The organism is Cellulomonas sp. NPDC055163, from assembly GCF_053607065.1.
The window spans coordinates 86786-105376 of record NZ_JBSGSU010000007.1 but is presented as its reverse complement, the minus strand read 5'-3'; the positions used below and the strand labels follow the sequence as shown (position 1 = coordinate 105376).

Annotated in this window: 15 protein-coding genes; 5 read left to right on the top strand and 10 right to left on the bottom strand. The window is 74.5% G+C overall.

Annotated features, from left to right (window positions below):
* Positions 1–4: 4 nt before the first annotated feature.
* Positions 5–2626, bottom strand: a complete 2622-nt coding sequence (gene pepN, locus ACWFNE_RS14925) for an aminopeptidase N (RefSeq protein WP_452123213.1) — start codon at positions 2624–2626, stop codon at positions 5–7.
* 120 nt (positions 2627–2746) lie between these two features.
* Here pepN and ACWFNE_RS14920 point away from each other — a divergent pair, with 120 nt between their 5' ends.
* Both ACWFNE_RS14920 and ACWFNE_RS14915 read left to right on the top strand, forming a co-directional pair.
* A complete protein-coding gene (locus ACWFNE_RS14920; RefSeq protein WP_452123212.1) occupies positions 2747–3409 on the top strand; it encodes a mycothiol-dependent nitroreductase Rv2466c family protein in 663 nt (220 codons plus the stop codon).
* Positions 3410–3610: 201 nt separating this feature from the next.
* Entirely contained in the window at positions 3611–4129 is a 519-nt protein-coding gene (locus ACWFNE_RS14915; RefSeq protein WP_452123211.1) for a hypothetical protein, read from the top strand.
* Between the two features lie 139 nt (positions 4130–4268).
* Here the strand turns inward: ACWFNE_RS14915 and ACWFNE_RS14910 are convergent, their stop codons facing one another.
* Positions 4269–6254 (bottom strand): M13 family metallopeptidase, encoded by a 1986-nt coding sequence (locus ACWFNE_RS14910; protein ID WP_452123210.1) that lies wholly within the window; start codon positions 6252–6254, stop codon positions 4269–4271.
* Between the two features lie 215 nt (positions 6255–6469).
* Here ACWFNE_RS14910 and ACWFNE_RS14905 point away from each other — a divergent pair, with 215 nt between their 5' ends.
* On the top strand, positions 6470–6919 hold the full coding sequence (locus ACWFNE_RS14905; RefSeq protein ID WP_452123209.1) for a ribose-5-phosphate isomerase: 450 nt from the start codon (positions 6470–6472) through the stop codon (positions 6917–6919).
* Positions 6920–6978: 59 nt separating this feature from the next.
* On the opposite strand, the gene ACWFNE_RS14900 is transcribed toward ACWFNE_RS14905, so the two are convergent.
* Positions 6979–8244 carry a GNAT family N-acetyltransferase gene (locus ACWFNE_RS14900; protein WP_452123208.1) on the bottom strand — a complete coding sequence of 422 codons (1266 nt, stop codon included), beginning with the start codon at positions 8242–8244 and terminating at the stop codon, positions 6979–6981.
* 93 nt (positions 8245–8337) lie between these two features.
* On the opposite strand from ACWFNE_RS14900, the gene ACWFNE_RS14895 reads away from it, so the two are divergent.
* Both ACWFNE_RS14895 and ACWFNE_RS14890 read left to right on the top strand, forming a co-directional pair.
* Positions 8338–9435: a PP2C family protein-serine/threonine phosphatase gene (locus tag ACWFNE_RS14895; protein WP_452123207.1), complete on the top strand. Its 1098-nt coding sequence runs from the start codon at positions 8338–8340 to the stop codon at positions 9433–9435.
* A 14-nt stretch (positions 9436–9449) separates the two neighbouring features.
* On the top strand, positions 9450–9782 hold the full coding sequence (locus ACWFNE_RS14890) for an MGMT family protein (protein ID WP_452123206.1): 333 nt from the start codon (positions 9450–9452) through the stop codon (positions 9780–9782).
* A gap of 124 nt (positions 9783–9906) precedes the next feature.
* Here ACWFNE_RS14890 and ACWFNE_RS14885 read toward each other — a convergent pair whose 3' ends face one another.
* From ACWFNE_RS14885 to ACWFNE_RS14855, 7 genes are all read right to left on the bottom strand, one after another.
* On the bottom strand, positions 9907–10491 hold the full coding sequence (locus ACWFNE_RS14885) for a CoA-binding protein (RefSeq protein WP_452123205.1): 585 nt from the start codon (positions 10489–10491) through the stop codon (positions 9907–9909).
* On the bottom strand, positions 10488–11798 hold the full coding sequence (locus ACWFNE_RS14880; RefSeq protein WP_452123204.1) for an O-acetylhomoserine aminocarboxypropyltransferase/cysteine synthase family protein: 1311 nt from the start codon (positions 11796–11798) through the stop codon (positions 10488–10490). Before ACWFNE_RS14880 ends, ACWFNE_RS14885 begins: the two co-directional genes overlap by 4 nt.
* Positions 11795–13906, bottom strand: a complete 2112-nt coding sequence (gene acs / locus ACWFNE_RS14875) for an acetate--CoA ligase (RefSeq protein WP_452123203.1) — start codon at positions 13904–13906, stop codon at positions 11795–11797. The genes ACWFNE_RS14880 and acs overlap by 4 nt, the downstream gene beginning before the upstream one ends.
* Positions 13903–14865 carry an ABC transporter permease gene (locus ACWFNE_RS14870; RefSeq protein ID WP_452123202.1) on the bottom strand — a complete coding sequence of 321 codons (963 nt, stop codon included), beginning with the start codon at positions 14863–14865 and terminating at the stop codon, positions 13903–13905. Before ACWFNE_RS14870 ends, acs begins: the two co-directional genes overlap by 4 nt.
* Before the next feature lie 120 nt (positions 14866–14985).
* Positions 14986–16035 carry an aliphatic sulfonate ABC transporter substrate-binding protein gene (locus ACWFNE_RS14865; RefSeq protein ID WP_452123201.1) on the bottom strand — a complete coding sequence of 350 codons (1050 nt, stop codon included), beginning with the start codon at positions 16033–16035 and terminating at the stop codon, positions 14986–14988.
* A gap of 54 nt (positions 16036–16089) precedes the next feature.
* Complete coding sequence (locus ACWFNE_RS14860) at positions 16090–16944, bottom strand: ABC transporter ATP-binding protein (RefSeq protein ID WP_452123200.1); 855 nt, start codon at positions 16942–16944, stop codon at positions 16090–16092.
* A gap of 515 nt (positions 16945–17459) precedes the next feature.
* Complete coding sequence (locus ACWFNE_RS14855; RefSeq protein ID WP_452123199.1) at positions 17460–18488, bottom strand: LLM class F420-dependent oxidoreductase; 1029 nt, start codon at positions 18486–18488, stop codon at positions 17460–17462.
* Positions 18489–18591 lie beyond the last annotated feature (103 nt).

Below are 18591 nucleotides of genomic sequence, written 5' to 3'. Positions count from 1 at the left end.
GTCGTCAGCCGCGGGCTCGGTCCGCCTCCTGGGCGGCGAGCGAGCGCCGCACGCCGTCGCGGGACTCCACCACGAGCCGGCGCAGCGCGGGTGCCGCGTCGGGGTGCGCCGCGAGCCACGCATCGGTCGCGCCGAGCACGTCGACCCGCGCGTCGTCGGCGAGGTCCGTCGGGTAGAGGCCGAGCACGATGTTCTGCGCGATCTCGTTGGTCCGGTTCTCCCACACGTCCTCGATCGCCGCGAAGTACGGCTCGACGTAGGGCACGAGCAGGCCGCGGTCGTGCACGCGCCCGAAGCCGCCGATCGTGGCGGCCTGGAGCGCGTTGGCGAGCTCGTCGCTCTCGACGGCGGAGCGCCACGCCGCGGCCTTCGCCTCGGGCGTCGGGATCGCGGCGCGGGCAGCGGCGGCGGCGCGGTGACCCGTGGCCGTCGGGTCCGCCTCGAGCTGGCCGCCGATCTCCGGCTCGCCGGCCCGCCCGCCCGTGACGAGCGCGGTCAGCAGCTCCCAGCGCAGGTCGGTGTCGATCGTCAGGCCGTCGAGGGTGCGCGAGCCGTCGAGCAGCGCCGCGATGACGTCGAGCTGCTCCGCGGTCACGGAGCGGCCCGCGAACGCCTTGAGCAGCTGCAGCTGGGTGTCGGAGCCGCCCGTCGCCTGCTCGGCGAGCTCGAGCAGGCGGTCCGCCGCGGCGACCTCGGTCGTCGCCCGGTGCTCGGGTGCGACGTACAGCTCGAGCGCGGTCGACAGCTGGCGCAGCAGCACCTGGACGACCGACGAGTCGGACTCCCGCGCCAGGTTGCCGAGCACGAGGTCCACGAAGTCGCGCGCGGGGGTCTCGCCGTCGCGCGTCGCGTCCCACATCGCCGTCCACACGAGCGTGCGCGGGAGCGAGTCGGTGAACGCGCCGAGGTGCTCGAGCGCGGTCGCGTGCGAACGGGCGTCGAGCCGGATCTTCGCGTACGCGAGGTCGCCGTCGTTGACCAGGACGAGGTCCGGTCGCTGCTCGCCGACGAGCTGCGGGACCTCGGTGCGGGGCCCGTCCACGTCGAGCTCGACGTGCAGGGTGCGCTCGAGGGCCGTGCTGCCGTCGGGCTGCTCGACGACGTCGTAGCCGCCGATCGCGAGGCGGTGCGGGCGCTGCACGGGGTGCTCGGCCGGCACCTCCTGGAGGACCGCGAACGACGTGATGGTCTCGACGCCGTCCTCGCCCGGTGCGGACTCGACGGCGGGCCGCAGCAGCGTGACGCCGGACTGCTCGAGCCACAGCCCGGACCAGGCCGACAGGTCCCGCCCGCTCGTGGCCTCGAGCTCGCGCAGCAGGTCCGCGAGCTCGGTGTTGCCCCACGCGTGCTTCGCGAAGTAGCTCCGCACGCCCGCGAAGAACTCGTCCTTGCCGACCCACGCGACGAGCTGCTTGAGGACGCTCGCGCCCTTCGCGTACGTGATGCCGTCGAAGTTGACCTCGACGTCCTCGAGGTCGCGCATGTCCGCGACGATCGGGTGCGTCGAGGGCAGCTGGTCCTGGCGGTACGCCCAGTTCTTCTCCATCGAGGAGAACGTGCTCCAGGCGCTCGTCCAGCGCGTCGCCTCGGCGGTCGCGAGCGTCGAGGCGTACTCGGCGAACGACTCGTTGAGCCACAGGTCGTCCCACCAGCGCATCGTCACGAGGTCGCCGAACCACATGTGCGCGAGCTCGTGCAGGATCGTCACGGCGCGGCGCTCGACGGTCGCGTCGGGCACCTTGGAGCGGAAGACGTAGTTCTCGAGGAACGTCACCGCACCGGCGTTCTCCATGGCCCCGGCGTTGAACTCGGGCACGAAGAGCTGGTCGTACTTCGCGAACGGGTACGGGACCCCGAACGCCTCCTCGTAGAAGGCGAAGCCGGCGCGGGTGATGTCGAGGATGTTCTCGGTGTCGAGGTGCTGCGCGAGCGAGCCGCGGCAGTAGACCCCGAGCGGGACGGTGCGCCCGTCGCTGCTCGTGAGCTCGCCGTGCTCCGCGTGGTAGGGGCCGGCGACGATCGCGGTGATGTAGCTCGAGATGCGCGGCGTGCGCTCGAAGGTCCACGTCGCGGCGCCGGTGTCGCGTCCGCCGTTGCGGTTCGTGCCGCCCTCGACGGCGACGGGCTCCCCGACGGCGGGGTAGTTCGACACCACGGTCCAGTGCGCCGGCGCGGTCACGGTGAACGCGAACGTCGCCTTGAGGTCGGGCTGCTCGAACACCGCGAAGACGCGGCGCGAGTCGGCGACCTCGAACTGCGAGTACAGGTAGACCTCGTCGTCGACCGGGTCGACGAAGCGGTGCAGGCCCTCGCCCGTGTTCATGTACGCGCCGTCGGCGTGCACGACGACCTCGTTCTCGGCGGCGAGGTCGTCGAGGCGGATCCGCGAGTCGGCGACGACGGCGGCGACGTCGAGCGCGCGACCGTTGAGCGTGACCTCGTGCACCGTCGGGGCGATCAGGTCGAGGAACGTGCCGGCGCCGGGCGTCGCCGTGAACCGCACGACGGTGCGCGAGGAGAACGTGGCCGGGCCCGTGGTGAGGTCGAGCGTGACGTCGTACGACTCGACGGCGACGACGCCCGCGCGCTCGCGGGCCTCGTCACGGGTGAGGTTCTCAGCAGGCACGCGGTGTCTCCTTCGGGGCGCGGGGTGGCTCGTGGCCGACCCGATCATTTCACGGGCGGAATGCCCGCGCGGTGGATGTGGTTGCCCCGAAGAACCTGACCCGACCCCTGAGGAGACGCCGTGCCGCAGACCGCCGAGACCACCGCGACCGAGACCACCGCGACGGCCGCCGACGGGGCGACCCGCACGACCGTCGACTTCTGGTTCGACCCGGCCTGCCCGTGGGCGTGGATGACGTCGCGCTGGATGGTCGAGGTCGAGAAGGTCCGCGACGTCGACGTGCGCTGGCACGTCATGAGCCTGTCCGTGCTCAACGAGGGCCGCGACCTGCCGGAGACGTACCGGACGCTCATGGACGAGTCGTGGGCCGCGGTCCGCGTGCTGGTCGCCGCCGCCGAGCAGCACGGCCCGCAGGTGCTGCGGCCGCTGTACGACGCGATGGGCACGCGCCGGCACCCGGGCGGGCGGCGCGACACCGCCGCGATCGTCGCGGAGTCGCTCGCCGAGGTCGGCCTGCCCGCGGAGCTCGCGGAGGCCGGCTCGACCGACGCCCACGACGAGCGGCTGCGCGCGTCGCACCAGCGCGCGATCGACCTCGTGGGCGACGAGGTCGGCACACCCGTCGTCGCGATCGACGGCACCGCGTTCTTCGGTCCCGTCATGACGCCGGCGCCCAAGGGCGAGGCGGCGGGGCGCCTGTTCGACGGCTTCGTGCTCGTGACCAGCGTGCCGGGCTTCTACGAGATCAAGCGCACCCGGACGCAGGGGCCCGTCTTCGACTGACGCCCGCGGCGGCCCGTGCCGCACCCGTGGTGCACCCCGCTCCGCCGGGCCGGCCCCGCGCTCCCGCCCGACCGGCGGGTGCGCGGGGTCACCCGTGTGGAGCAGCATGCCCGGCACGTGTGATGCTGGGCGGCGCACGCACGGCCGACGGAAGGGTGCGAGGTGGGTCTGTCGTCACGCATGGCGGGGCTGAGCCGGGGGATGAGGGTGTTCCTGCTGGTCGACCTCGTGCTGGTGCTCGCCCTGGTCGTGGTCGCCGCGGTGGTCCTGAGCGGTGTGCTCCGCAGCACCGGTCCGCGCGACACCGGGTCGGACGTCGACCCGGCGGCGTCCGCGTCCGCGTCGGCGGCGACCCCGTCCGCGGCGCCGACGGGTGTCGAGACCTTCGCGAGCCCGACGGGCAACATCTCCTGCACGATGGCGGACGACGGCGTGACGTGCTCGATCGCGAGCATCACGTTCGCCGCGCCGGGCGCCGAGTCGTGCGCGGCGGGGACCCTCGGGCACGTCGTGGTCGCGGGCGCCGACGGGGTCGAGCTGCCGTGCGTCGACGGTCCCGTCCCGGCTGTCGCCGCGGACGACGTCCCCAGGCTCGAGTACGGGGCGACGTCGACGGTGGGTGCCTGGACGTGCACGAGCGCGACGAACGGCGTGACGTGCGTCGACGGGGCCGGGGCCGGCTTCCGGCTCGCCCGTGCGGAGCTGGTCGAGCTCGGCTGACCCGCTCGCCGGCCCGCCGGACCCGGTCCGCTCGGCCGGCGTGCCGCGCCCCTCGCGCGGTCGCCCGCCCGCGGTCTGCGCGTCGCCCACCGCGGCAGAGCCGGGCCCCCGCGTCACCGCGGGGACCCGGCCCGTCGCCTCACCAGATGCGCACGCGCTCCTCGGGCGCGAGGTACAGCGCGTCGCCGGGCTGCACGTCGTACGCCGTGTAGAACTCGTCGAGGTTGCTCAGCACCCCGTTGCAGCGGAACTCCGCGGGCGCGTGCGGGTCGACCGCGAGGCGGCGGACCGCCTCCTCGTCGCGCGCCTTGGTCTGCCAGACCTGCGCCCAGCCGAGCAGCACGCGCTGCACGCCGGTCAGCCCGTCGATCACCGGGGCCTCGTCGAGCGGGCGGCCGAGCGCGAGCCGGTAGGCCTTGAGCGCGATCGTGAGCCCGCCGAGGTCGCCGATGTTCTCGCCGACCGTGAGCGCGCCGTTCACGCGGTGCTCGTCTCCGAGCTGCGCGGGGGAGAACGCGGAGTACTGCGCGACGAGCGCCGCCGCGCGCGTCTCGAACTCCGCACGGTCCTCGGCCGTCCACCAGTCCTCGAGCCGGCCGTCGCCGTCGTACTTCGAGCCCTGGTCGTCGAAGCCGTGCCCGATCTCGTGCCCGATGACCGCGCCGATCCCGCCGAAGTTCACCGCGTCGTCGGCCTCGGCGTCGAAGAACGGCGGCTGGAGGATCGCGGCCGGGAACACGATCTCGTTCATGCCCGGGTTGTAGTACGCGTTGACGGTCTGCGGCGTCATGAACCACTCGTCGCGGTCGATCGGCTTCCCGATCTTCGCCAGCTCACGGTCCTGCTCGAACGCGTTGGCGCGCCGCACGTTCCCCAGCAGGTCGCCGGGCTCGACCACGAGCGCCGAGTAGTCGCGCCACCGCGCCGGGAAGCCGATCTTGGGCGTGAACGCGTCGAGCTTCGCGAGCGCCTTGACCCGCGTCTCCTCACCCATCCAGTCGAGCTCGCCGATCGACTCGCGGTACGCCTCGACGAGGTGCCCGACGAGCACCTCCATGCGCTGCTTGTGCTCCGCGGGGAAGTGCCGCTCGACGTAGACCTTGCCGACGGCCTCGCCGAGCGCCGCCTGGACGAGCGCGACGCCACGCTTCCAGCGGTCCCGCAGCTCCTGCGCGCCCGTCAGCGTGCGGCCGTAGAAGTCGAAGTTGGCCTCGACGACCTCGCGCGGGAGGTACGGCGCACGCGCGGAGACGAGGTGGTAGGCGAGCCACGCCTTCCAGTCCTCGAGCGGCAGCTCGGTCCACAGCCGCGCGAACGCCTCGGCGAACGACGGCTCGCGCACCACGAGCTGCTCGAGCGCCGCCTCGGGCGCACCGAGCGCGCGGGCCCACGCGTGCCAGTCGAAGCCCGGGGCGGACGCGGCGAGCGCGTCGAGCGTCGTGGGGTTGTACGTCAGGTCCGCGTCCCGGTCCTTGACGACGTCCCAGTGCCCGGCGGCGAGCTGCGTCTCGAGCGCGACGACCCGGCCCGCGAGCTCGTCGGCCTGCTCGGCGTCCGCCGCCGCGCCGCCGAGGCGCAGCATCCGGGCGACGTGGGGGCGGTACGCCGCGAGCACCTCGGCGTACTGCGCGTCGCGGTAGTACGACTCGTCGGGCAGCCCGAGGCCCGACTGCACGAGGTACACGACGTACCGCGTCGGGTCCTTGGCGTCGTTGTCGACCCAGAAGCCGACCGCGCCCGCGCCGCCGGTGCGCTGGAGCCTGCCGAGGGCCTCCGTGAGCTCCACCGCGGAGGTCGCGCCGTCGACCAGGGCGAGGTCCGCGCGCAGCGGCTCGACGCCCGCGAGCTCGACCCCGTCCTCGTCCATGAAGCTCGCGTAGAGCGCGCCGACCTGCGCCTCGACGCCCGCGCCCTCGCCCGCGGCCGCGCGCGCCGCAGCCTCCTCGATGATGACCCGGACCTGCTCCTCCGCGCGGTCGTGCAGCGCCCGGAACGCACCGTCCGTCGCCCGGTCCGCGGGGATCTCGTGCGACGCGACCCACCGGCCGTTGACGTGCGCGTAGAGGTCGTCCTGGGGGCGGACGTCGGTGTCGAGCGCGGTCAGGTCGATGCCGCTGCGTGCCATGCGTTCTCTCGCTCTCCTCGGGCGTCCCACGAGCTCTCCTCGTGCGCGAGCACCCAGCGTAGGCGCGGCGTGCTCGCCGGTGACGGGCCGCGCCGCGGTGTTCGCTGGAGGCGTGCAGCGGCCGCGGGTGGCCGGGCGGCTGCTCGGCGGGCGGCGGACGGAGAGGGCCCCGGACGGCTCCGCGCGGTCGGTCCACGATGCGGCAGAATCGGCCCATGCGCATCCACGTCGCCGCCGACCACGCCGGTTTCGAGCTCAAGTCCGCCCTCACCGAGCACCTGCAGGCTGCGGGGCACGAGGTCGTGGACCACGGCGCGCACGAGTACGACGCGCAGGACGACTACCCCCCGGTGTGCTTCGCGGCGGGCGAGGCCGTCGTCGCCGAGCCCGGCTCGCTCGGCATCGTGATCGGCGGGTCGGGCAACGGCGAGCAGATCGCCGCGAACAAGGTGCCCGGCGTCCGTGCCGTCCTCGCGTGGAGCACCGAGACGGCGCAGCTCGGCCGGCAGCACAACGACGCGAACGTCATCGCGATCGGCGCGCGTCAGCACTCGGTCGACGACGCCGTCGCGCTCGTCGAGGCCTTCGTCGCCGAGCCCTTCAGCGGCGACCCGCGCCACCAGCGCCGGATCGACCTGCTGACGGCGTACGGGTCCGGTCGCTGACGCTCGGGGGACCGGCCCTCCCTCGCCCCGGCCTCCGCGCGCAGCCGACCGGGCCCGCGTCAGAACGACCAGCTGCACACCGGCGCGAGCGGCCACCCGAAGGCCGCGGACGCCCGGTGCAGCGTCCCCGGCACGAGCTCGGTGACCAGCCCGGCCCGGCCGAGCGCGCCTAGCGAGCGTCCGCCCAGGTAGACGGCCCCGAGCTCGCGCACGTCGAGCGCGACGTCGGCCGGGTCGTGCGTCGGCTCGACGCGTGCGCCCCACGTGCCGTCGGCGCCGGGCTCCCCCGTCGTGAGGCGCCACCGCCCGGCGTTCGCGGGCAGCCGCGCGTCCTGCACCTCGAGCACGACGTCGACCGGCGCGCTCCACCGGCGGGCGGCGAGCGCGGTACGGACGTCGAGGACCCGCAGCCACAGGTTGTCGGCGACGCGAGGACGCGGGCCGCGCGGGTCGAGGAGCAGCTGCACGAGCGCGTCGTCCACGGCGAGCCCCGGGGTCTCGACGACCGAGGTCAGGTCGAGGTCGAGCAGCACCGACCAGAGGCGGTGCGCGGCGGCCGCGTCGAGCGCGGCGAGGTCGTGCACCCGCACGACCATCGCGGGCTGCCCGTCCGTCCACACCTCCTTGCGGCGCAGGAGCGCGTAGCCGCGGGGCTCGTCACCGTCGAGGACCGTGACGACGCGCAGCGGCTCGGCACCGTCGCGCCACGCCGGCGGGTCGGCCAGGTGCTTGCGCCGCAGGGCGTCCGTGTCGCGCGTGACCCAGCCCGGGCGGCCCGCGCCCGCCGCGACGTGCACGCTCTGCACGAGCGGCCCGTGCACGTCCGGGTCGACCTTCTCGTACCGCACGGCCAGGGCGTCCGACCCCGGCACGGGACGCAGGGCGGCACCGCGGGGGACGGTCATCCGGACGCTCTGGGCAGCGCTGCCGTAGCCGAACCGGCCGTAGATCGCCGTCTCCGCCGCGTAGAGCGCCGACACCGGCTCTCCGCGGTCCAGCGACCGCGCGACGTGCGCGTCGACCATCGTGGGCAGCAGCCCGCGCCGGCGCTGGTCCGGCCGCGTGCCGACCCACGTCAGCCCGGCGCACGGCACCGAGCCGCCCGGCACGGGCAGCACGAGGCGGAACGAGCCGTGCACGGCGGCGAGCGTGCCGTCCGGCGCCTCGACGCCGACGGTCCGGTCCCACTCGAGCGTCATCGGGACCTGCGCGGACGTCTCCGCGTCGGGCTCGAAGGCGAAGGCGAGGTGGTCGACCTCGAGGAGCTCGTCCTTGCGCGACTCGGGGATCTCGACGACGCGGTAACCGGCGGGAGCAGAGGTCATGCCGCCATCCTCCGGCGGGTGGCGGCGCAGGTCACGTGCATTTCGGGCCGCGTCCGCCTGTCCCCGGACCCGCGCCCTGGATACCCTCACGACGTGACGACATCGGGGGTCCCCAGGCGGGGCCGCGCGTCCGTGCGCGCCCGGGTCGCCGCGCGGCAACGACGCCTCGGGCTGCAGTCGCAGGTCGTCCTGACCGCGGCGCTCACCGGGCTGAGCGTCCTCATCGTGCTCGGGGCGCTCGCGTTCCCGGACTGGGTGCCGCCCGCGACGTTCCTGCTGCTCCTGCTCGTGGGCGCGTTCCTGCTGCGCTTCGGCGGCATGGTCGTGCTGTGCGCGTTCGTCCTCGTGGAGATCGTGCTGCTGTGGTCGACCGGCCTGCGGACCCTCGTCCCCGGGGTGCTCGTGGTGCTCGCGATCTCCGTCGTGGCCGTGCTGTCCTTCGCGCGGGCCCGCGCACGGCTCGGCCTCCAGGGTGCGCCGGGCGAGCTCATGCTCGTCGACCTGCGCGACCGCCTCGCGGCGCACGGCCGCATCCCGCCGCTCCCGCCCGGCTGGCGCGTCGACACCGCGCTCCGGTCGGCGCACGCCGAGGCGTTCTCCGGGGACTTCATGGTCGCCACGAAGCGCGAGCGCGGCGACCAGCTCGAGATGGTGCTCGTCGACGTCTCGGGCAAGGGGCAGGACGCCGGGGTGCGCTCGCTGCTGCTGTCCGGTGCGTTCGGAGGGCTGCTCGGCTCGATGCCGCGCACGGAGTTCCTCGCGGCAGCCAACGAGTACCTGCTCTCCCAGGCGTGGGAGGAGGGGTTCGCGACCGCGGTGCACGTCGCGGTCCACCTGGGCACGGGCGAGTACTGGATCTCGTCGGCGGGGCACCCGCCCGCAGTGCACCTGCACGCGGGCTCCGGACGCATCGACGTCGTCGACACGGTCGGCAGCCCGGCGCTCGGGGTCGTCGGCGGCGTGACCTACACCGCGCGCTCGGGGCGGCTCGACCACGGCGACGTGCTCCTGCTGTACACCGACGGGCTCGTCGAGATGCCCGGCTACGACCTCGACCTGGGCATCGACCGGCTCATGGGCGCTGCGGAGCAGCTCCTCGCGACCCGGCGCGGCGGCGCGGAGGCCGTGCTCGCCGAGGTGCGCGCGGGCGAGAACGACGACCGTGCCCTCGTGCTCCTGCACCGCGACTGACCGGGGAGGGCGCGGTGGACGAGGAGTACCTCGAGGCGGTCCTCGACCTCGTCGAGCGGATCCCGGCGGGGCGGGCGATGACCTACGGCACGATCGCCGAGGTCGTCGCCGACGGGCTCACGGCGTCGGGCGGCACCGCGCGCGGCGGTCCGCGCCAGGTCGGTCAGGTGCTCGCGCGCGCCGGCAGCGGGGTCCCGTGGTGGCGCGTCGTGAACGCCGCCGGCCGCCCGCCCGTGCACGCGGCGCGGCGGGCGCTCGACCAGCTCGGCGCCGAGGGCACCCCCCTCACGCCCGACGGCACCCGCGTCGCGCTGCGCCGGGCGATCTGGTTCCCGGACGACGACTGACGCCCGCACCGGGGCGGGCGTCAGCCGTCGTCCGTCGCGAGCGTGCGGCCGCGCCGCGCGTCGCAGGTGCTCCGGGTCGGGGCGTCGGGCCGGTCCGGGCGCACGGTCCGGACCGGCGCCCCCGTCACGACGAGGCGCGCCGCGAGCTGATCACGCCCGTGTCGAAGCCCGCGAGGTGCAGGCCGCCGTGGAAGCGCGCGTGCTCGATCTTGAGGCAGCGGTCCATGACGACCTCGAGTCCCGCGGCCTCGCCCCGGCGGGCGACGTCCTCGTGCCACGACCCCAGCTGGAGCCACAGCGCCTTCGCGCCGACCGCGAGCGTGTCGTCGAGCACGCTGGGGAGGTCGTCGTGACGGCGGAACACGTCGACGAGGTCGGGCACGACCGGCAGCGCCGCGAGCGACGGGTACACCGGTCGGCCGAGGATCTCGCTCGCGCGCGGGTTGACGAAGTACACCTCGTACGGCGAGCTCGACAGCAGGTACGTCGACACGAAGTAGCTCGCGCGCGCGGGGTTGGTCGAGGCCCCGACGATCGCGACCGTGCGCGTGCGCCGCAGCAGCGCGAGCCGCTCCTGGGCGCCGGGGCCGGTCCACGTGCGGGCCGGGGCGGGCGCGGGGTCGCGCTCGGCCGAGGTCGACGGCACGGGGGACCCAGCCGGCACCGCGCACGCGTCGCCGCCGCCGACCGGGGGGATGACGGTGCTCATCGGGTCGCTCCGCTCGCCTCGGTGAGGGCCTGGTCGAGGTCCCACAGGATGTCCTCGACGTCCTCGATGCCGACGCTGAGCCGGACGAGGTCGGCGGGGATGCCCGCCGCGACGAGCTGCTCGGCGCTCAGCTGCTGGTGCGTCGTCGACGCGGGGTGAATGACGAGCGTGCGGGCGTCGCCGATGTTCGCGAGGTGGCTCGCGAGCTGCAGCGCCTCGATGAAGCGGCGGCCGACCTCGCGGCCGTCCCGCTCGGGCGTCGCCGCGAGCCCGAACGCGAAGACCGAGCCCGGTCCCTGCGGCAGGTACCGCGCGGCGCGCTCGTGGTGGGGGTGGCTCGGCAGCCCGGCCCAGTTCACGTAGGACACGCGCGGGTCCTCCTCGAGCCACCGGGCGACCGCGTGGGCGTTCGCGAGGTGCGCGTCGAGGCGCTGCGGCAGGGTCTCGACGCCCTGGAGCAGCTGGAACGCCGACTGCGCGGACAGCGCCGGGCCGATGTCGCGGAGCTGCTCGCTGCGCAGCTTGGTGAGGAAGCCGTACTCGCCGAAGTTCTCCCACCAGCTCACGCCGCCGTACGACGGCACGGGCTCGGTCATCTGCGGGAAGCGCCCGTTGCCCCAGTCGAACCGGCCCGACTCGACCACGACACCGCCGAGCGTCGTGCCGTGCCCGCCGAGGAACTTCGTCGCCGAGTGGATGACGATGTCCGCACCGTGCTCGATCGGCCGGAGCAGGTACGGGGTCGCGAGCGTCGAGTCGACGACGAGGGGGACGCCGGCGGCGTGCGCGACCTCGGCGAGCCCGGCGAGGTCGGCGATCTCGCCCGACGGGTTCGCGATCGACTCGACGTACACGACCTTGGTCTCGGGGCGGATCGCCGCGGCGAAGTCGGCGGGGTCGGTGCCGCGCACGAACGTGGTCTCGACGCCGAACCGGCGCAGCGTCACGTCGAGCTGCGTGACGGTCCCGCCGTAGAGCTGGGCCGCCGCGACGACGTGGTCACCCGCGCCGACGAGGGCCGCGAACACGATGAACTCGGCGGCCATGCCGGACGCGGTCGCGACGGCGCCGATCCCGCCCTCGAGCGAGGCGATGCGCTCCTCGAACGCGGCGACCGTGGGGTTGCCGATGCGCGAGTAGATGTTGCCGTACTTCTGCAGCGCGAACAGCGTCGCGGCGTCGGTCGTGTCCTGGAACACGAACGAGGTCGACTGGTAGATCGGGACGGCGCGCGCGCCGGTCGCGGCGTCGGGGATGGCCCCGGCGTGCAGCGCACGGGTGCGGAACCCGAAACGGTGGTCGGTCATGCGGTGCGGGCCTCCTCGGCCTCGGTCGTGCGGGGGTGGGTCACGTCGGCGGCTGACGTGCCCGGCTGCACCGTACCCAGGATCCGGGCGATCTCCTCGACCGCCCACGGGTTCTGCAGCGAGGTCGTGTCGCCGAGCGTCCCGCCGTCGCGCAGCTGGGCGAGCAGGCGGCGCAGGATCTTGCCCGAGCGGGTCTTGGGCACCTCGGGGACGACGACGACGTCGCGCGGCTTCGCGATCGGGCCGATCGCCGTCGCGACGTGCGCCCGCAGCTCCTCGCGCAGCGCCGCTGCCGCCGCCCGCCACGACGCGACGTCCTCGACGGGACCGGGCGGCGTCGTCGGCACGACGAACGCGGCGATGCCCTGGCCGGTGAGCGCGTCGTGCACGCCCGTGACGCCCGCCTCGCCGACGGCCGGGTGCGCGACGAGCGCCGACTCGATCTCGATGGTCGAGAGCAGGTGGCCCGAGACGTTGATCGCCTCGTCGACGCGCCCGAGCAGCCAGATGTCGCCGTCCTCGTCGTACCGCGCGCCGTCGCCCGCGAAGAACCAGCCCTGCGCGGCGTACCGGGACCAGTACGCGTCGCGGTACCGCTCGCGGTCGTTCCAGATCGTGCGGGCCATCGCGGGCCAGGTCCGGTCGAGCACGAGGAAGCCCTGCTCGCCGGGCGCGCTGAGCTCTCCCCGCTCGTCGACCACGCGGGCCGAGACCCCGAGCGACGGCCGGGTCGCCGAGCCGGGCTTGAGGGTCGAGACGCCGGGCACGGGCGCGACGATCGCCGCGCCCGTCTCGGACTGCCACCACGTGTCGACGACCGGCGCCTCGCCGCGGCCGAGGTTGCGGTGGAACCACGCCCACGCCTCGGGGTTGATCGCCTCGCCGACGCTCCCGAGCAGCCGGATCGACGACAGGTCGTGCCCGCCGGGAAGGTCGTCGCCGAACCACGTCATGAAGGTCCGGATGAGCGTCGGGGCCGTGTAGTAGACCGTCACGCCGTACCGCTCGATGATCTCGAGGTGACGCTCCTGGTGCGGGGCGTTCGGGACGCCCTCGTAGATCACCTGGGTCAGGCCGTTGGAGAGCGGGCCGTAGATCTCGTACGTGTGGGCGGTGACCCAGGCGAGGTCGGCGGTGCACCAGTGCACGTCGTCGTCGCGCGCGTCGAAGTGCAGCCAGTGCGACCACGACGCCTGCGTGAGGTAGCCGCCCGCGGTGTGCACGAGCCCCTTGGGCCGCCCCGTCGTGCCGGAGGTGTAGATGATGAACAGCGGGGTCTCGGAGTCGAACGACTCCGCCTCGTGCACGTCGCTCGCGGCGTCGATGGCGTCGTGCCACCAGACGTCGCGGCCCTCCGTCCACGGGACGTCGGGCGTCGCGTCGCCGGTGCGGCGCACCACGAGGACGTGCTCGAGCGTGTCGAGCCCCGCGGCCGCCTGGTCCGCGGTCGCCTTCGTGGGTGTCGCGACGCCGCGTCGGAACTGCCCGTCGGACGTCACGAGCAGCTTCGCGCCGGTGTCCTGGAGCCGGAACCGCACGGCCTCGGCGGAGAACCCGCCGAAGACGAGCGAGTGGACGGCGCCGATCCGGGCGATCGCGAGCGTGACGACGACGGTCTCGACGAGCACGGGCAGGTAGACGACGACCCGGTCGCCCTTCCCGACGCCGAGCGCCGTGAGCGCGTTCGCGGCGCGGGCCACCTCACGCTGCAGGTCCGCGTAGGTCACGGCCCGGCGGTCGCCCGGCTCGCCCTCGAAGAACAGCGCGACCTTGTCGCCCCGGCCCGCGGCGACGTGCCGGTCGACGCAGTTCACGGCGACGTTGAGCGTCCCGCCCAGGAACCACCGCGCCTCGGGGACGCTCAGCGGAGCATCGGGCTCGTCGCTCGTGGGGACCGCGGGCGACCACGTGTGCGCGGTGTGCCAGGGCGTGTCCCACTGCAGCCGCCGGGCGGCGTCCTCCCAGAACGCGACCGGGTCGGCGTCGGCAGCGGCGGAGAGCCGGGCGTGCTCGGCCGGGCCGACCTGGGCCCGTGCGGCGAACGCGGCCGGCGCCGGGTAGGAGCGCTCGCGGGCGTGCGTGGTCACGGTCTCGGTGCCGGTCGTCACGACCACCTCCGGAGCAGGTGCTTCTCGGCGAGGCCGATCAGCGAGTCGGTGAGCTTCCCGAGCAGGGCGAGCAGGACGATCGCGAGCAGGAGCCGGTCGATCCGGCCGTTGTTCCCCGAGTCCATGAGCAGGAACCCGAGGCCCATCGACGACGCGATGAGCTCCGCGGCGACGAGGAAGAGCCACGACTGCGCGAGCGCGAGGCGCAGACCCGACACCATCGAGGGCAGCACCGCCGGCAGCTGCACGCGGCTGAAGAGCGAGACGGCGCGCAGGCCGTACGCGCGCCCGACCTCGACGAGGTGGGGGTCGACGTGGCGCAGCGCGGCAGCGACGGTCGTGTAGACCGGGAAGAACGCCCCGATCGCGATGAGCGTGATCTTGGACTCCTCGCCGATCTTCATCCAGAGGATCAGGAGCGGGATCCACGCGAGCGAGGGAACCGCGCGCACGGCGCCGATCGTGGGCGCGAGCAGGGCGCTCGCGACGCGCGAGAGCCCGACGAGTGCCCCGACCAGGAGGCCGAGGCTGCCGCCGATCGCGAAGCCGAGCAGCACGCGCTGGGTGGAGATCGCGGTGAACTGCCCGAGCTGCCCCCGCTCGGCGAGGTCGACCGCCGCGGTCCACACCGACGCGGGCGCCGGGAGCTGGTAGGCCGGGACGAGCTCCGCCGCGGTCACCACGTGCCACACGCCGAGCAGCGTGAGCGGCAGCACCGCACCGAGGACGGCACGCACCCAGGCGTGCGAGAGCGCCGGGCGGCGGTGGCCGCGGGCGGGGGTGCCGCCCGTGACGGCCACGCCCGCGATGGCCAAGCCCGCGTCCGCCTGGTCACGGCCCGCGGGGTCCCCGTCCGACTCGTTCGCGGTGGGGGACGACGCGAACGGGTTCAGGCCCGCGCGGACGCGGCCCTCGTCGTCGGTCACCGGTCCGGCCCCGAGGCTGCCGGGGATCGTCATGAGTGCTCCAGGTGGTGCGGGTGCGAAGTGGTGCGGTGTGCGGCCCGGAGGTCGCGAGGGCGGGTCGTCCCCGCCGGCCCCTGCGCCGCACGGGGCGGCGCAGGGGACCGGCACGGAAGCTCAGTCCGCGATCGTGCTCGGGTCGGCCTTCTCGGCGAACGCCGGCTCGAGGAGCGCCTCGAGCGCGTCGTCGATGAGGTCCTGGCTCGCGACGTCGCCGGACTCGACGAAGATCGGGCCGACGACCTCGAGCACCTCACGCTGCGCGTCGCCGGGGACCGGGTCGACGGCGAGGTTGGTGCGCTCGGTGATGACCGTCGTGGCGACGGCCGGGTCGATCGCGGCGACCTCGGCGAGGATCGCGGCGACCTCCTCGGGGTTCTCCTGCGCCCACGCCCGTGCCTTCTCGTACGCGTCGACGACGACCTGCGCGAGGTCGGGGTTCTCGGTGAGGAACTCCTCGGTCGCGTTGAGGAAGCCGTAGGTGTTGAAGTCGATGTTGCGGTAGATCAGCTTCGAGCCCGCGGTCGCCTCGCTCGCGGCCATGAGCGGGTCGAGGCCGGACCACGCCTGGACGCTGCCGTTCTCGAGCGCGGCCTTGCCGTCGGCGTGCTGGAGGTTCTGCACCTCGACGTCGGCGAGCGGGACGCCGGCCTCGTCGAGCGACTGGAGCAGGAAGAAGTACGGGTCGGTGCCCTTGGTCGCGGCGACGGACTTGCCGGCGAGCTGCTTCACGTCGGTGATGTCCGAGCCCGCGGGCACGACGATGGCCGCCCACTCCGGCTGGGAGTAGATGTCGATGACCTTGATCGGCGAGCCGTTGGCGCGCGCGAGCAGGGCTGCGGAGCCGGCGGTCGAGCCGACGTCGACGGCACCGGCACGCAGCGCCTCGTTGGCCTTGTTCGAGCCGGCCGACTGGACCCAGGTGACGGTCACGTCGTCACCGAGGGTCTCCTCGATCCAGCCCTGCTCCTTGATGACGAGGCTGAGCGGGTTGTAGGTCGCGAAGTCGAGGGTGAGCTCGGTGTCGCTCCAGCCGGCGTCGGCTGCGGGCGTGGCCGCGTCGTCGGGCTCGGCGGCGGCGCCCTCGCCCGCGACGCAGCCGCTCAGCACGCTCGTGGCCAGCACGGTGACGAGGGCGGCGGCGGGCAGTGCGGTACGGATCTTCATGGTCTCTCTCTCGGGTGGTGCGCCGGGGGGACGGCGCGGGTGGGGGAGCGAAGGTCAGATGGAGTGGTGCAGGTCCGGGTCGTCGGGGCTGCGGTGGTGCGTCGGCACCCCGAGGCCCTCGAGGAGCTCGGCGCGCAGCTCGGCGAGCACGTGGTCGGCGCGGTCGCGCGGGCGGTCACCGGGCACCCGGATGACGGAGCGGACGGAGCCGGTCCCGGGCTCCGCGGCGGCCAGCGTCGTGAGCAGCACGACCCGGTCGGCGAGGTAGAGGGCCTCCTCGACGTCGTGCGTCACGAGCAGCACGGTCGTCGGCTCCGCGGCGTGGATCTCGAGGAGGAGGTCCTGCATCTTGAGCCGGGTGAGGGCGTCCAGCGCGCCGAACGGCTCGTCGAGGAGGAGCACGCCGGGGTTGCGGGCGAGCGCCCGGGCGAGGGACGCGCGCTGCGCCATCCCGCCCGAGACCTGTCGGGGCCGCAGCCCCGCGGACGACGCGAGCCCCACGAGCTCGAGCAGCTCGGCGACGCGGCGGGCTCCGGCGGCCCGCTCCGTGCCGCGCGGGAGGCCGAGCGCGACGTTCTGGCTGAGCGTGCGCCAGGGCAGCAGGCGCGGCTCCTGGAAGGCCACGGCGGTGCGGGTGTCGACCCCGGCGACTGGGCTGCCGTCGAGCAGGATCTCGCCGGTGTCCGGCACGTCGAGCCCGGCGACCTGGCGCAGCAGCGTCGACTTGCCGCAGCCCGAGGGACCGATGATCGCGACGATCTCGCTCGCGGGGAGCTCGAGCTCGACGTCGTGGAGCACGACGCGCGGCCCCGCGGCGGTCGGGAACGTCCGGCCGACGCCGCGCAGCGCGACGGGGTGGGCGCCCGTGGAGCCGGGGGTGCGGCTCGCGAGGGGAGAGGTCAGGGCCATGGCCGTCCTGGGGGAGTCGGGCGCGGGCTCCGGGGCGGGGCTGGGCGCCGGCCGGGTGCGCGCGTGCTGGAGAGCTGCGGGCTGTGGGTGCACCGGCGGGCGCGTCCGGTCGGGGACCGGGGAGGGTCTGGGCGGGCGGACCCGTCAGGCGCGGCTGAGGTGCGGCTGCGGACAACAGCACGCGCGACAGCTCGTCGCGACGACGCGCGACGGGACGGGCAGGGTGCGGTGCGCCATGTGCCTGCCTCTCGTCGCCGTCAGGTGTCCACACTCTGGGACACCTTGTTCACACAGTGGGAACGGCCCGACAGTAGCGCCCTCGGGGGGCCGGGGCCAACCCGGTCGAGGCATGCCGCTGCGGACGTCACCCGCTCGGGTGGCGTCGCGAGGGGCCGTGACGGGTCGACGGCGTCGTGCGGCGGAGGTGGCTGCGGCGAGCCGGGGCCGCGGTCGCTCCGACGTCCCGGCGACGGTCGGCCTTGGGCCTGCTCCGCAGTGCTGCGCGTCGGCGCAGGTCAGGCGAGCAGAGCGGCGATCCGCGGGAGCGTGCTGGGGTCCGCCTGCACGAGCAGCGTGGTGATCGCGGTGCTCTGCCACGACGGCAGCCGGCCCCGGATCTCCTCCGCAGGTCCGACGAGCGCGACGTCCTGCACGAGCTCGAGCGGCACCGCCGCCGTCGCACGGGTGCGGTCGCCGGCGAGGAAGTGCGCCTGGATCTCGTCGCACGCGTCCGCGTAGCCGAGCCGGTCCAGCACGTCGCGATGGAAGTTCGCGCCCTTGGCGCCCATGCCGCCCGCGTACAGCGCGATGAACGGCCGCACCTGGTCGGCCGCACGCTCGACGTCGTCGTCCAGCACGACGGGCACCGTCGCGGTCACCTCGAACTCCTCGGCGGGCCGCGCGCCCGCGCCGCGCCGCGCGAAGCCGTCGGCCAGCAGCTCGCGGTAGGTCGCGTCCATGCGCGGGGAGTAGAACAGCGGCAGCCACCCGTCCGCGATCTCGGCGGACAGCGCGACGTTCTTGGGCCCTTCCGCGGCGAGGTGGACCGGCAGGTCCGCGCGCAGCGGGTGCACCGTCGAGCGCAGCGCCTTGCCGAGGCCGGCGCCGCCCTGGAGCGGGAGCTGGTAGAACGCCCCGTCGTACGTCACCGGCGCCTCACGGGCGAGCACCTGCCTGACCACGTCGACGTACTCGCGCGTGCGGGCCAGCGGGCGTGGGTACGGCTGGCCGTACCAGCCCTCGACGACCTGCGGCCCGGACGCCCCGAGGCCGAGCGTGAAGCGCCCACCGGACAGGTGGTCGAGCGTGAGCGCGGCCATCGCGGCCGCGGTGGGGGTGCGTGCCGAGATCTGCGCGATCGCGGTGCCGAGCCGGACGCGCGACGTCCGGGCTCCCCACCAGGCGAGCGGGGTCAGGGCGTCCGACCCGTACGCCTCCGCGGTCCACACCGAGTCGAACCCGAGCTGCTCGGCCGCGAGCACGGCCTCCTGCGCGCCCTGCGGCGGACCCGCCGACCAGTAGCCCGTGTGGTAACCCAGTCGCATCGCGCCCTCGTCCCTGCCTCGTGCGGGCGCCTCGTCGCGCCCGGGAGGAGTCTGTCAGGTCGTGACCGTCCAGGTCAGGTGCACCGCGAGCGTGGTCGGGAAC